Below are 13,157 nucleotides of genomic sequence, written 5' to 3'. Positions count from 1 at the left end.
GCCCATGTGGGTTGTCCCGATCGACCGATTCCCCGTCGGCGTTACATCCCCTCCGAACCCACGGGGACATGTGGGAGTTCTGAGGCGGATGTTGACGATTCGTTACGAGTTCGTGTCAGACGACCCACTGTCGACGCGATACGGAGCACGTAGGCGTCCCGCGGATTCATCGGATCACGGCCCGTGATCTCGCCGATCCGCTTCAAGCGGTACCGCACCGTATTTGGATGGACGTACAGCTGACGCGCACAGGTCTCCACCGCCCCGCCGCAATCCAGATAGGCGTCGAGGGTGTCCGCGAGGGCCGAACCGGCCGCCGTCAACGGGAGAACAAGGTACTCGTTCAGCGCGTCGATCGCAGCTCGATCGCCGAGCAGCGCGCGTTCGGGCAGCAATTCTGCCGCATGGACCGGGCGCGGCGCACCTCGCCACCCCACCACGGCCTCCATCCCCGCCAGCGCCTCCACCGCGCTGGCGTGCGCGGCGCCCAATGTGCGGGTGGTGGGCCCGATCACCACCGGCCCGTCGGAGAAGACCTCGTTGAGCAGATCGGCCAGGAACGGCGCGACGAAGGCGCTCTCGCCGAGGTTGCCGCTGACCACCATCACCAGTCGCGCCCCCTGCACCACCGCGAGGGCGGCGCGGCCGTGCCGGGCGGCGATCGTGTGCACCGCGCCCACCATCGACACGCCCTGATCGCCGGGCGGGGTGCCCACCAGGACGGTGGCGGGGGCGGTGGCGTCCCAGTTCAGGGTCGCCGCCCGGGAGAGCATGTCCGGGCCGGTGTCACCGCGCACCACGGCGTCGACCACCAGGGCCTCGAGCCTGGTGTCCCACGCGCCGCGCGATTCCGCGGCGCTGGCGTACACCGAGGCGGCCGCGAACCCGAGCTCGCGCCCGTATCGCAGCACCGCCTCGGTGAGCGCCACCAACTGCCGGTCGTTGCGCGCCAGCGCGGGCAGCCACTGCTCGAAGAACTCCATGGCCACGCGGACCATGTCCACGGTCTGGCGCAGCGTGAGCCGCCGCGCCAGGTCCTGCGGGATGACCTGGAACGCGTCCAGGCTGAAGCGGATATCGCTGTCGGGGTCCTGGAGCCACTCCAGGAAGTTCACCACCGCGGTCTGCACCAGCATCTGGACGCCGGCCCGCTGGGCGGCGTCCAGATCGGCGAAGAACGGCAACCGATCCTGCATCGACCCGACCGCCTCGGTGGACAGTCGGCCCGAGAACTGCTTCACACGCTTGAGCAGCGTGTCCGGAAGCGGGTCACGGGTCTGCCGGTTCGGGGAGAGCGCGCCGGTCGGCAGATACACCTCGTGCTCGGAGGAGCCTTCGGAGATCCGACGAGGCCGCGGCGGTTTACGATCCACCATCCAATAGTCCGCTATGCCAGTTCTTCGTCGGTGCTCGCCGCCGACTTCGGCGCGGCGTCCACATCGTCGATGCGGTAGCGGTCGGCCGCTTCGCGCAGCGTGGAGCGCTCGACGCGACCCGCGCGGACCAGCCCTTCCAGCGCCGCGATCGCGATCGACTGCGCGTCGACGTTGAACACGCGCCGGGCCGCGGTCCTGGTGTCGGAGAATCCGAAGCCGTCGGTGCCGAGGGTGACGAAATCGCCCGGCACCCACTTGCGCACCTGGTCCGGCACCGCCCGCATCCAGTCCGTCGCCGCGATGTAGGGGCCGTCGACCCGCGACAGCGCCTCCGTGACATAGGGCTGGGCCACGTCGCCGCTGGGATCGCGCAGCGCCGCGATCTCCTTGGCCAGCGCCTCCTTGCGGAGTTCGCCCCAGGACGTGACCGACCACACATCGGCCTGCACGCCCCAGTCCTCGGCCAGCAGCGCCTGGGCGCGCAGACCGTCGGGCACCGTCACGCCGGAGACCAGGATCTGGGCCCGCACCTCCCCTTCGCCACCGCGCTTGTACAAGTAGATGCCCTTGAGCAGACCGTCGATGTCCAGGTCGGCGGGCTCGGCGGGCTGCTGGTAGGGCTCGTTGTACAGGGTGATGTAGTAGAAGATGTCCTCGCCGCCGAAGGCGTCCTCCGGACGGCGCACCGGTTCGGTGCCGGGCAGCGTGGCCTGGTGCGGCGGCGTGACGCCCCCGCCGTACATCCGGCGCAGGCCGTCGCGCACGATGTGGGCGATCTCGAAGGCGAAGGCCGGGTCGTAGGTGACCACCGCCGGGTTGGTCGAGGCCAGCAGCAGCGAATGCCCGTCGTTGTGTTGCAGGCCCTCACCGGTCAGCGTGGTTCGCCCGGCGGTTGCTCCGAGCACGAAACCGCGCGCGAGCTGATCGGCGGCGGCCCACAGGCCGTCGCCGGTGCGCTGGAAGCCGAACATCGAGTAGAAGATGTAGAGCGGAATCATCGGCTCGCCGTGGGTGGCGTAGGCGGTGCCCGCCGCGGTGAACGAGGCCGTCGAACCGGCCTCGTTGATGCCCTCGTGCAGGATCTGGCCGACGGTGCTCTCTTTGTAGGCAAGCATCAACTCCGCGTCGACCGATGTGTACAACTGGCCGTTGCGGTTGTAGATCTTCAACGAAGGGAACCACGAGTCCATACCGAAGGTCCTGGCCTCGTCCGGGATGATCGGCACGATGCGCTTGCCGATCTCCTTGTCGCGCAGCAGCTCCTTCATCAGCCGCACCAACGCCATCGTGGTGGCCACGTTCTGCTTGCCCGACCCCTTGCGCACCGACTTGTACGCCTCGTCGCCGGGAAGTTGCAGAGGCTTTGCCGCGGTGCGCCGCTCGGGCAGGAATCCGCCCAGCGCCCGACGCCGGTCCAGCATGTACTGGATCTCCTGGGTCTCGGCTCCCGGGTGGTAGTACGGCGGCAGGTACGGGTCCTTCTCCAACTCGGCGTCGGAGATCGGGATGCGCTGCAGGTCGCGGAAGTCCTTGAGATCCTGCAACGTCAGCTTCTTCATCTGGTGCGTGGCGTTGCGGCCCTCGAAGTGCTTGCCGAGGGTGTAGCCCTTGATGGTCTTGGCCAGGATGACCGTCGGCTGCCCCTTGTGGGCCATCGCCGCGGCGTAGGCGGCGTAGACCTTGCGGTAGTCGTGCCCGCCGCGCTTGAGGTTCCAGATCTCCGGATCCGAGAGGTCCTGCACCAGCGCCTTGGTGCGCGGGTCGCGGCCGAAGAAGTGGTCGCGAACGTAGGCGCCGTCGTTGGCCTTGTAGGTCTGGTAGTCGCCGTCGGGGGTGGTGTTCATCAGGTTCACCAGCGCGCCGTCGCGGTCGGCGCCCAGCAGCGCGTCCCACTCCCGGCCCCAGATCACCTTGATGACGTTCCAGCCCGCGCCGCGGAAGAACGCCTCGAGCTCCTGGATGATCTTGCCGTTGCCGCGCACCGGCCCGTCCAGCCGCTGCAAGTTGCAGTTGACGACGAAGGTGAGGTTGTCCAGCCCCTCCAGCGCGGCCACGTGCGCCAGACCACGCGACTCCGGCTCGTCCATCTCACCGTCGCCGAGGAAGGCCCACACGTGCTGATCGGAGGTGTCGGTGATGCCGCGGTCGTGCAGGTAATGGTTGAACCTGGCCTGATAGATGGCATTCATCGGACCCAGGCCCATGGATACCGTCGGGAATTCCCAGAAATTGTTCAGCAATCGCGGATGCGGATACGACGGTAGGCCGTGACCGGGACCGCCGTGGCTGTATTCCTGACGGAATCCGTCGAGCTGGTCGGTACTGAGCCTGCCCTCCAGGAAGGCGCGCGCGTAGATACCGGGCGAGGCGTGCCCCTGGATGAAGATCGAATCGCCGCCGCCGGAATGATCCTTGCCGCGGAAGAAGTGATTGAAGCCAACCTCGTAGAGCGCCGCCGAGGACGCGTAGGTGGAGATGTGACCTCCGACACCGATGCCGGGACGCTGCGCGCGATGCACCATGATCGCGGCGTTCCACCGGATCCAGGCGCGGAAGCGGCGCTCGACCTCCTCGTCGCCCGGGAACCACGGCTCGTTCTCGGTGGGGATCGTGTTGACGTAGTCGGTGGAGGTCAGCGACGGGATGGCGACCCGGCGCTCACCGGCGCGCTCGAGCAGTCGCAACATCAGGTAGCGGGCGCGGCCAGGGCCTTCCCGGTCGAGCATCTCGTCGAAGGACTCCAGCCATTCGCTGGTCTCCTCGGGATCGATGTCGGGCAGGTAGGACGCCACCCCTTCACGGATCACCCTCACCCGGCCTGCCGGTTGCGCGGGCGAACCGTTCGCCGGGGGGACGGAATCGGTGCCAGCGGATTTCGCTGGAGCGGACGAGTGGATCACGTCGGTCAAAGCTGCTCCTCGTACAAGGGGTGGACAAGCTGATGGCTTCTTTTCCCCGGGCGGAGCGCTGGTTGGCGGACCACCCGTTACGAAAGTTCGGGCGCACCTTCCATCCTGGCCGAGAGTGCGTCCCCGGTCATCATGTCAGCAGGAAATCCAGTACGGTTTCCTCCGCAATGGGTTACCCGGTAGTTTTTCCGCACGAGCGGGGAGGACGATGAAGGTGCTGCACCCACGCGGTCTCGGGATGGTGTGCGCGGCCGCTGCGATCGCCACTGGACTGACCGTCGCGGGTTGCGCGGATCGGATCCAAGGAACCGCCGCCCCGAATGCCACCGACCTAGCCTCGTACAAAACCGAAGCCGCCGCATCCTCAGCCGCGGCCACCTCCTCGCGCAAGGCCGCCGAACAGAGCGCCGCCGTCGCCGCCAACTGCGCGCAATTCCCCACCACCAGCGGTGTCGGGGTGAAGGCGTACAACGATTTCGTCGACGCCCACGACTCCAACGCCCCCGACTACGCCGCCAAGCGCGAGACGGCGGCCACCACCCTCGACGACGCCGCCGCCAAGGTCGAAGCCGGCGTCAACTCCGCCGCGGGCGCCCTGCCGCCCGATCTGGCCGCCAAGTTCGGCGAGTACGTCGCCGCGGCCCGGCAACTGGCCGGCGAGACCCGCGCGATGTCCTACACCGCGCCCGTCGGAGCGCTCAACGACGCCAGCAGACGGGTCAACGACGCGCGCAACGCGGTGCGCGACGCCTGTCCCACCCGCTGAGATCGCACAGGTCGCCGCGCGACATCTGGTGGCATTTCGCCCGATCGGCTTGCGCTCGGGCCGATAACCATGTTCGCTTGCAACTACCTATCTGTCGGGAGTTGAGGAGGACACCACCGTGGTCGCCGCGGCGGACGCGCAGAATTACGCTCAGAAGCTTGGCATTACTCACGGCTTGGTCGTCCAGGAACTGGGCTGGGACGAGGACACCGACGACGACCTGCGGGCCGCCGTCGAGGACGCCGCCGGCGGTGAAATGGTGGACGAGGACTCCGATGAAGTCGTCGACGCCGTGTTGCTGTGGTGGCGGGAGGGAGACGGCGATCTGGCCGACGAGTTGATGGAAGTCATCAGCCCGCTCGCCGACGACGGCTTCATCTGGGTCCTCACACCCAAGACCGGTCAGCCTGGCCATGTCGACCCGAGCGAAATCGCCGAAGCCGCCCCAACGGCCGGTCTCACCCAGACCTCCGCGATCGCCCTCGGCGCGTGGATCGGAAGCCGACTCGTACAGCCGAAGGCACCCTCGAAGCAGCGCTGATCTTTTCGCTATGGTTCCACCGGGCGCGGATGTCCACGCCCGGTGGAACCCGACGACGATGGAGGATTCGCGTATGCCGATCGAAGTGGGCACTCTCGCGCCGGATTTCACGCTCAAGGACCAGAACAACCAGGAAGTCTCCCTGTCGGACTTCCGCGGCACGAAGAACGTGCTCATCGTCTTCTACCCGCTCGCCTTCACCGGCATCTGCCAGGGTGAGCTGTGCAAGGTGCGCGACGAGTTGCCGAAGTTCCAGAACGACGACGCCGAGATCCTCGCGATCTCCGTCGGCCCGCCGCCCACCCACAAGATCTGGGCCGCCGAACAGGGCTACACCTTCCCCCTGCTGTCGGATTTCTGGCCGCACGGCGCCGTCGCCCAGGCCTACGGCGTCTTCAACGACAAAACCGGCTTCCCCAACCGCGGCACCTTCGTCGTAGACCGCGAAGGCATCATCCGCTTCGCCGAGATGAACGGCCCCGGAGAGCCCCGTGACCAGGCAGCTTGGGAGAAAGCCCTCGCCGCGCTAGATTCATAAGCCGCACCCGTCGGAAACCCGCCGACGGGGCGCGGGCGTATAGCTCAGCGGTAGAGCACTGGTTTTACACACCAGCGGTCGGGGGTTCGATCCCCTCTGCGCCCACAAGTAAACATGCAGCTCAGGCCGTTTTCAGGACCGGCAATCGGATTCCACCGCCCGGCTGGTCCGCAACCAGTCCGCAGCGCCAGAACTTCACCCCACTTCATGCGCCCTCAGTCCGGGCTAGTCCGTACCGAAAGCGGCGTCGAGAGCCGACCGCGATTGGCGGCGCGCGGCCGGGTAGATGTGGCCGTACAGGTCGCCCGTCAGCTTGATCGAGTGGTGCCCCATCCACTCCTGTATCTGTTTCAGGTCCTCCCCGTTCGTGCGCAGGACCGACGCGAAGCTGTGCCGGAGTGAATGCAGGGTGACCGCGCTGTCCACTCCGGCGAGTTCGGCGGCCGGGGCAAGGACCCGCTTGGCGAAGTTGTTCCGCCGGAGCGGCGTACCCGTGGCCGTGGTGAACACGAACTCGCCGGTGTCGCGCCCGGCGCACAGTTCTTTCAGCGGCTGTTCCAGCCGGGACGGTATGAACACGCGGCGGGTCTTCTTGTTCTTCGGCCGCCCGACGACGAGCTTGCCGCCCACCTCCGACACGGCGGTGTCGATGACGAGTTCGCCCGCGTCGAATTCCACCCTGGACACGCGCAAACCGGCCAACTCGCCGAACCGAAGACCGCACTGTCCGAGCAGACGCAGCGCGAGCCCGTGCGCGCTCGACGGCGCGGCAGGGATACCCCCCTTGAGGTCGGGTGCCGCCTTGCCCGCCTTCATGCGCTGCGCGGCCGTGTGAGCCCGCCAGTCGGCCGCGCGGGCGAGCCGTTCGATCTGCGCGGCGTCCAGGAACACCTTTTCGGCTGGAGCCATCTCCGGGAGGGGTACCTCCTTCGCGGGATTCGTGCGGAGCCGCTTGGATCGGACCGCGAGCGCGAGAATCTGGTGGAGGACCGCGTGGCAGTGTCGGACCGAGGACGCCGACAGGCCGTCTGTCGTCTCGGCAGTGCCGTCCGTGAGCCCACCGACCCACGCAACGATTTCGTCGTGCACGACGTCCTTGAGCGCGACCTTTCCCCATCGGGGTTCCACGTGCCGCGTCCACACCGCCTTGTAGCTGTCGGCCGTCGATGCGGTCTTGCTGGCGTTGCCCGCGAGCCACGCTTTCGCCACCTCCCCCACGGTCGCGGCGGACTTGGCGGGGTCGACCCATTCACCACGGGTGACCGCCGCGTCCTGTTCCTTGAGCCACGCCGTCGCGTCCTTTTTCAGCCGGAACGACTTGCTGTGTTCCTCCCCGTCGCTACCGATGTAGCGGGCCATCCATTGCAAGCCCTTCCCCGCTCGCACAGTGGGTTCGCCGTCGCGGCGCTCCCACCGATTCTCAACGCGCGCACCGGTAATGCGCTTGGTCGGTACGGTCTCACGAAATGTCATGAGGCCAGATTATCAGTCCGCAAAGTTAAGCGGTCATAGGTTCCAAGTGGTGCATGTCACGAAAGTTCCGAAAACGGCCGCCCCCTGCCGTCTGGCGCACCGTTCCCGCAACCCTGCTGTAAACCCTGTCGCGCAGATTCGGCCGTTCCGTCGTATCACACAGTGGCACAGGCAATTTCATCCGGCTACCGTCCGTTCTCATACCAGCCAGGAACGCCACGCAGGAGGCACCATGACCAGCCAGCACACCGCCGGTCGCATCCACTCGGACAGGCTCACACTGCCTGAGGCCGCCGAATATCTCGGTTTCAGCCGGGGCACGCTCTACAACTTCCGCCACTACGGCACCGGCCCGCGCTCGTACAAGATCGGCAACCGCTTGGTGTACGACCGCGCCGACCTCGATCTGTGGATCGCGCAGCAGAAGGCCGCAACGCTCGTCGGCGCGTAGGGGTCCGATCACTTCACAACCGGGGAGCCGCCAACGGCCGGATGCCGTTGCCGCTCAAACCGATTGGAACCCAACACATGCCATCGACAGGAAACGCGACCCCCGCCGGTAGTCGGGGGTCGCGCCAGGAAACAGGAGACCGGGACGTGACCAGTTTCGACGTACAGCGTACAACGAACCTCGGACAGGAGTCCGGCGCGCTGGTCAGTGCGGCCCTGGACTATGCCGCGCAAGGGCTGCGCGTCTTCCCGCTCGCCGAGCGCGGCAAGGCCCCGTTGACCTCGAACGGGTTCAAAGCCGCGACCACCGACCCGGACGTCATCCGGCGGTGGTGGGGCCGGTGGCCGAACGCCAACGTCGGCGGGGGCGTGCCCGCCGGGCATCTCGTCATCGACGCCGACGACCACAAGGTGCCCGGCGCGCTGGAAGCTCTGGAAGACCGTCTAGGCCCGCTGCCTGAGACGCCGACCGTCGAGACCGGCGGGGGCGGTCGTCACTTGTGGTTCACCGTGCCGGACCTCGCGTTTCGCGCGCCGGGCAGGGGGATCGACCTCCGATGCGCGGGCAAGGGCTACGTCGTGATGCCGCCGAGCGTCCACAGCAGCGGCCGACCGTATCTGTGGCGCGGCGGGGAGGACGAGACCGCCGAAGCATCCCCGTTGCCGCCCGCATGGGTGGACGAATTGGCCTCGACCCGTCCCCAATCGTCCCGGACGGGCGAACTCCCCGGTGATCTGCGCGCGATTCTCGACGGCCCGGCCGGGTGGTCGACCGTCGAACGGTTCCTCGACGCCTTGCCGCAAGGCCCGATGGACGCCGAGATGTCCCGTGCGCTCGGATTCCCCACGCTCGCCGATCGGATGCGGACCGGGGCACACGAAACACTGGTCTCGGTGAGCTACCGCGTGGTCGCGACCGGCGTCGAAGGCCATTCCGGCGCGCTGGTGGCGATCGGGCATCTGATCGCAGCGTTCTACACCGAGCAGCACCGGCGGGCCATGTGCGGCGAGCCGTGCCGTTCTGCGGATGCGGCCGAGACCGAGACCGCCCGCGCTCTCATCGGCGCGGTAATGAAGATCGGCGGTCTGTCGTGACGGAATTCGATATGCCCGAGATCGGCCCCGGTTCGCCGTTCGCGCGGTGGAATGATCGCGTGCGCGCTGGGGCCGCCGAGTACGAAACTATAACGGCGACAGTCGATTACGACCCGCTGTCGCAACTGTTGAACTTGGGCAGGCTGCGGACCGAACCGCCACCGGTCCGGGTGTATCTGGAACACAAGGTGTTCGTTGAGGGGCACGTGACCAAGTTGGTCGCCGGGTCTGACACGGGCAAAACGATCTATCTCGCACACCTGGCGCTGAACTGGTCGGCGGGCCGTTCGGCGCTCGATATCGAGGACGGGCACCCGCGTGTGCTCGCGCGCCCGTTGCGGGTGCTCTACATCGACGGGGAGGTCGGGCCGGAGTGGTGGCGTGACTACCTGCACCGGTTCGCCGCGCCGCTGGAATTGCCGAACCTGGGTGTCGTGTCGTTCCCGGAGTGGGCACCGCTGACCACCGATGAAGGCGCGGCCGAGTTCTGGCGACTGTTCGACGCCTTCGGCCCGGACGTGGTGATCCTCGATACCCTCTCGAGCTTCATCGACGGCGACGAGGACTTGAGTACCACGTGGATCGCGTTCGACAACCGGATCACGTTGCCGCTCAAGGCACGGGGGGGTCACGGCGATATTCGCCGACCACACCGGACATGCGGGTGCGCGTGCTCGCGGTAGTTCGGCGAAGCGGTCCAAGCTCGACGCCGAATGGCTCATGGAAGAGAGCCCGCCGAAGTCGAACAGGTTGAAGTTCACCAACCTGAAAGACCGGTTCGGTGCCCTCGATGAGGAATTCCGGCTACGCCGAGTGGACGGCCCGCTCGGTCATATCCGCGTCGGCGGCAAGCTCACCGTGCCCGTGGAGGCCGACGATCTGTCGGACAAGGTGGCCGCCGTGGTGGCCCAGCTCGACGCCTGGAACGTCGCGGTCGGGACCGGTCTGCCCAAGGTGGCCGAACGGCTACGGACCAACGGACACCGGGCCGGAGATGACGTGATCCGCAAGGCCATCGTGTTCCGGCGAAACCGTGATGAGTAGGGCTCGGGACCTGTGCAAAAACCTGTGCGGAACGGGGGTGCTCCGCACAGGTTGCCGCACAGTTTTCCGCATAGGCGCGCACAGGTCCGCACAGGTGACCTGTGCGGAATTAGAGCGCCAGTTCAGACGCCTAAAACCTGTGCGGCGCACAGGTCCGCACAGGTGGGTTTGCCGTGCGCCCCCGCACAGTCCCTCCCTCCCCATAGGGGAGGGACTGGGCACACCCGGCACAGCACAGCAGTACGAGAGAGGAAACCAAGATCATGAGCACCCAGACAGCACCGTGGAACCCCGAGACACCACCGACCGCCGGGGAGCACCCCAGCACGGAGTACGTGCCCGACGACACCCCGGTCACGGCCGAGATGGACGCGCGCCAGTTCGCCGGGGTGCTCGGCACCTTGGGCCTACGGCAGGCCGAGGAAGACCAGCGGGCCGCCGCGCGAGCGGCAGTGCAGACCGAGACGTGGCGGGCCGCGTCGGATGCCTCCGGCGGCAAGGGGGTCGACACCGCGCTACGCGGGCCGCTGGGTGACGCGGTCGCGCAGGTGGTCCGCCTCGACGAGATCGACCGGCAAGCGCGGGCCTTGCGGCACCGGATCGAACAGGAACACGCGGCCGAGTCCGCACGTCTGGCGGAAGGTGCGAGTCTCGCGCGGCTGGACGAACTTCTGGAACCCGCGTGGACGGCGTCGGCGGGTAAGCGGGCCGTGCCCGATATCGTCGGCCCGTGGCTCACCTGGACGCGGGAGCGAGCCAACATGCATGTCCTCGGTGACCAGATGCGCGCCGTTCACGCGCGTCTCACCGAGCAGCACGCGGCCCGGCGTACCGAGAGGGTTCGGGCCTGCCTGGACGAACTCGACGGGATCATTCGCGAGCACCCCGGCGGGGTGCTGGCCGAAGTGGGGCGGGTGTGGGACGTGTTGGCGGGGGCGGGGATCGACCCCGCCGACTCGGCGGAACGGGTGCTGGATACCGCGCCGGGGGTCGCGCAGGACTGGCGGGCCTGGCGGGTGCTGGTCGCTCAGTGGGCCGATATCCAGAGCGTCCGCCGGTGGGTCGCTCGCGCGGCAGTGTGCGGGTTCGACGTCAAGCGGCCCGATGCTCTCGGGTACGGCTCCACCGCCGACACGGCGGCCGACACCGAGCGCGCCGCGTGGACGCACCAGTTCGCGGGCCTGCCGGTAGGGGTCCCCGGTACGGACGCGGCGTTGCGTCTGTGGGTGCGCGGGGGCCGTCCGGCACCGGTAGGGGTCGGCACCCGTACCGAGGACGGTTTCACCCTGGGAACGGGGCTTGCGCGGTGAGCGGCACAGATCGAGGATTCGGCCGGTATCTGACTCCCGAGTACCGGGCTAGGGGTCGCTCCGAGGAAGCGGCGCAGCGGCGCGCGCGGGACCGCGAACAGCGGGACGCCGAGACGGCCCTACGCCGTGCCGCGAGACAGCGCGTCGAGCCACCCACCACACGACGGCTCACACATGAGGGGTCCCTCAACGGGGAGGGGTCCAATCCGAACGGATTCGGCAAGCACCTTTCGGGAGACGCGCCGATCGGACCGAGCGACGCGGCACGACGTGAGGCCGAGAGCGACACGGCCGGACGCGGGTTCGGCCGGTATTTGCGCTGAGCGCGGTTCGTCGCTCAGCGTGGCACACAGAGCCCACTACGGGCAGAGAGAAGGCAGGACATGAACCGTTCCGAGCACATCGAGGCGGCACAGGCGGCCGTCGACAAGGCCGAAACCGAACTGGCTGCCGCGCAGCCACATCTCACGCCGCTTCCGCACGCGCTCGCGTTGCTGGAAGTCTCGCGAGCGCACGCGGCCATCGCGGCGACGCTGACCGAGTAGGCGCAGGTGGGGAGGGGGTGGGAGCCCCCTCCCGGCCTGCGGCCGGACCCCAGCCGCGTACTGCTCTCCGGCGCGACCCCGGCGCGAAACGTACCCCTCACCGGGCCGGATATCGGCCAAAAACGCCTCTGACCTGCGATTATGTGCCCCGCGGCTTCGCGCTCGGCCGGTGCTCCGGGGCCGTCGACCGTCCCGCCCGGCGCAAGTGGCGCACGAGATATGCACGCGCCGTTGCCATTTGGCCTATTTGTAGTCGGACGGCCACCAGATCACGAAGGCGATCACCCCGAGCGGTAGGCCGATCGCGCAGAGGAGACCGAGCGTCGGCGCGCTCACCGGCGAACCCGCTGGACGTCGGCGTGGCGGGGGAAGCTCTCGCGGGGTGCGGCGCATTCGACGTCGGCCGACACCAGCAATCGCACCAGGTCCCACGCGGTCACGTGCGCGCTCGAGGACATCAACACCACCTCAACCCCGGCCGCCTCGACCTGTTCGACCAGGTCGAGCGGTGAGGCGGGATCGGCCCAGCGCACGCCGTACCCCAACCGCCGCGCCAACCGGCGCACCTGCGCGGTGTCCCATTCGGTCGTCGGTGAGCACGGGTCGACCCATCCGAGCGCGTGCTGTTCTCGTGTCATGCGTGCATCCCCTCACGTCTGTGATGAACAGCTATCAGTCTCACTCGAGGATTACGAGAACGCACGGTTTGGGTATCTATTCATGTGGAGATCGGTTGCTCTGTGGACCTATCGGTCTGTACCGCTGCACTCTGGCGCGATGGCGATAGGAGACCTCCAACGCACTGTCGGCGCGAACGTGCGCGCCATCCGAACGGCGCGCGGGTACAGCCAGGAGGCATTCGCCGACGTGATCGGTGTGCACCGGACATACGCCGGGCGACTCGAAAGAGGTCAGCAGAACATCACCCTGCAAGCCGTCGAGCGTCTGGCCGAAGTGATGGGTGTCGACGTCCACGTTCTGCTGTCACCGGACCTCGAGGTGGACGTCACGGTGAAGGTACGCCCGAGAGACCCCCGACACCTTTGACAGCGGCCCTACGCTGAAACCACCGATACCCCACCGGGGTACACCAGTGGGAGGCGGGCAGAC

At 67.8% G+C, this 13,157-nt stretch carries 14 protein-coding genes and 1 tRNA gene; 11 read left to right on the top strand and 4 right to left on the bottom strand.

From position 1 onward, the window contains the following. Nucleotides 1–41: 41 nt before the first annotated feature. Together ON30_RS08785 and aceE are read right to left on the bottom strand one after the other, a co-directional pair. Nucleotides 42–1,376 carry a PucR family transcriptional regulator gene (locus tag ON30_RS08785; RefSeq protein ID WP_051029099.1) on the bottom strand — a complete coding sequence of 445 codons (1,335 nt, stop codon included), beginning with the start codon at nucleotides 1,374–1,376 and terminating at the stop codon, nucleotides 42–44. A gap of 11 nt (nucleotides 1,377–1,387) precedes the next feature. Continuing rightward, a complete protein-coding gene (gene aceE, locus ON30_RS08780; protein WP_444543691.1) occupies nucleotides 1,388–4,189 on the bottom strand; it encodes a pyruvate dehydrogenase (acetyl-transferring), homodimeric type in 2,802 nt (933 codons plus the stop codon). A 304-nt stretch (nucleotides 4,190–4,493) separates the two neighbouring features. On the opposite strand from aceE, the gene ON30_RS08775 reads away from it, so the two are divergent. From ON30_RS08775 to ON30_RS08760, 4 genes are all read left to right on the top strand, one after another. After that, nucleotides 4,494–5,051: an Rv2240c family protein gene (locus ON30_RS08775; protein WP_040705690.1), complete on the top strand. Its 558-nt coding sequence runs from the start codon at nucleotides 4,494–4,496 to the stop codon at nucleotides 5,049–5,051. 118 nt (nucleotides 5,052–5,169) lie between these two features. Continuing rightward, nucleotides 5,170–5,592, top strand: a complete 423-nt coding sequence (locus ON30_RS08770) for a DUF3052 domain-containing protein (RefSeq protein ID WP_040705689.1) — start codon at nucleotides 5,170–5,172, stop codon at nucleotides 5,590–5,592. A 73-nt stretch (nucleotides 5,593–5,665) separates the two neighbouring features. Continuing rightward, nucleotides 5,666–6,130, top strand: a complete 465-nt coding sequence (locus ON30_RS08765; RefSeq protein WP_040705748.1) for a peroxiredoxin — start codon at nucleotides 5,666–5,668, stop codon at nucleotides 6,128–6,130. Between the two features lie 33 nt (nucleotides 6,131–6,163). Next, a tRNA-Val gene (locus tag ON30_RS08760) sits at nucleotides 6,164–6,235 on the top strand. 120 nt (nucleotides 6,236–6,355) lie between these two features. On the opposite strand, the gene ON30_RS08755 is transcribed toward ON30_RS08760, so the two are convergent. Beyond that, nucleotides 6,356–7,603: a tyrosine-type recombinase/integrase gene (locus ON30_RS08755; RefSeq protein WP_083911249.1), complete on the bottom strand. Its 1,248-nt coding sequence runs from the start codon at nucleotides 7,601–7,603 to the stop codon at nucleotides 6,356–6,358. 232 nt (nucleotides 7,604–7,835) lie between these two features. Between ON30_RS08755 and ON30_RS08750 the strand changes: the two genes are divergently transcribed. The 6 genes from ON30_RS08750 to ON30_RS38945 all read left to right on the top strand — a co-directional run bounded on the left by ON30_RS08750 (nucleotide 7,836) and on the right by ON30_RS38945 (nucleotide 12,047). Next, a complete protein-coding gene (locus ON30_RS08750) occupies nucleotides 7,836–8,054 on the top strand; it encodes a helix-turn-helix transcriptional regulator (protein WP_051029098.1) in 219 nt (72 codons plus the stop codon). A gap of 146 nt (nucleotides 8,055–8,200) precedes the next feature. Beyond that, the gene (locus ON30_RS36005; protein WP_051029097.1) at nucleotides 8,201–9,148 is read left to right on the top strand and encodes a bifunctional DNA primase/polymerase; all 948 of its coding nucleotides are present in this window, start codon (nucleotides 8,201–8,203) and stop codon (nucleotides 9,146–9,148) included. An 11-nt stretch (nucleotides 9,149–9,159) separates the two neighbouring features. Beyond that, complete coding sequence (locus ON30_RS08740; RefSeq protein WP_157183668.1) at nucleotides 9,160–9,831, top strand: AAA family ATPase; 672 nt, start codon at nucleotides 9,160–9,162, stop codon at nucleotides 9,829–9,831. Between the two features lie 37 nt (nucleotides 9,832–9,868). Next, nucleotides 9,869–10,192 (top strand): hypothetical protein, encoded by a 324-nt coding sequence (locus ON30_RS08735; RefSeq protein ID WP_040705686.1) that lies wholly within the window; start codon nucleotides 9,869–9,871, stop codon nucleotides 10,190–10,192. 263 nt (nucleotides 10,193–10,455) lie between these two features. Further along, nucleotides 10,456–11,502, top strand: coding sequence for a hypothetical protein (locus ON30_RS08730; protein ID WP_157183667.1), 1,047 nt, complete (start codon nucleotides 10,456–10,458; stop codon nucleotides 11,500–11,502). Nucleotides 11,503–11,885: 383 nt separating this feature from the next. After that, nucleotides 11,886–12,047, top strand: a complete 162-nt coding sequence (locus ON30_RS38945) for a hypothetical protein (RefSeq protein WP_157183666.1) — start codon at nucleotides 11,886–11,888, stop codon at nucleotides 12,045–12,047. 332 nt (nucleotides 12,048–12,379) lie between these two features. Here ON30_RS38945 and ON30_RS08725 read toward each other — a convergent pair whose 3' ends face one another. Continuing rightward, nucleotides 12,380–12,685 carry a hypothetical protein gene (locus ON30_RS08725; RefSeq protein WP_040705684.1) on the bottom strand — a complete coding sequence of 102 codons (306 nt, stop codon included), beginning with the start codon at nucleotides 12,683–12,685 and terminating at the stop codon, nucleotides 12,380–12,382. Between the two features lie 139 nt (nucleotides 12,686–12,824). Here ON30_RS08725 and ON30_RS08720 point away from each other — a divergent pair, with 139 nt between their 5' ends. After that, nucleotides 12,825–13,094 carry a helix-turn-helix domain-containing protein gene (locus ON30_RS08720; protein WP_063719848.1) on the top strand — a complete coding sequence of 90 codons (270 nt, stop codon included), beginning with the start codon at nucleotides 12,825–12,827 and terminating at the stop codon, nucleotides 13,092–13,094. The last annotated feature ends 63 nt before the right edge of the window (nucleotides 13,095–13,157 follow it).

Origin of the sequence: Nocardia takedensis NBRC 100417 (assembly GCF_000308695.1) — a bacterium.
GTDB classification, from domain to species: domain Bacteria; phylum Actinomycetota; class Actinomycetes; order Mycobacteriales; family Mycobacteriaceae; genus Nocardia; species Nocardia takedensis.
The sequence above is the reverse complement of the archived record's forward strand: the minus strand, read 5'-3'. Positions and strand labels throughout refer to the sequence as shown.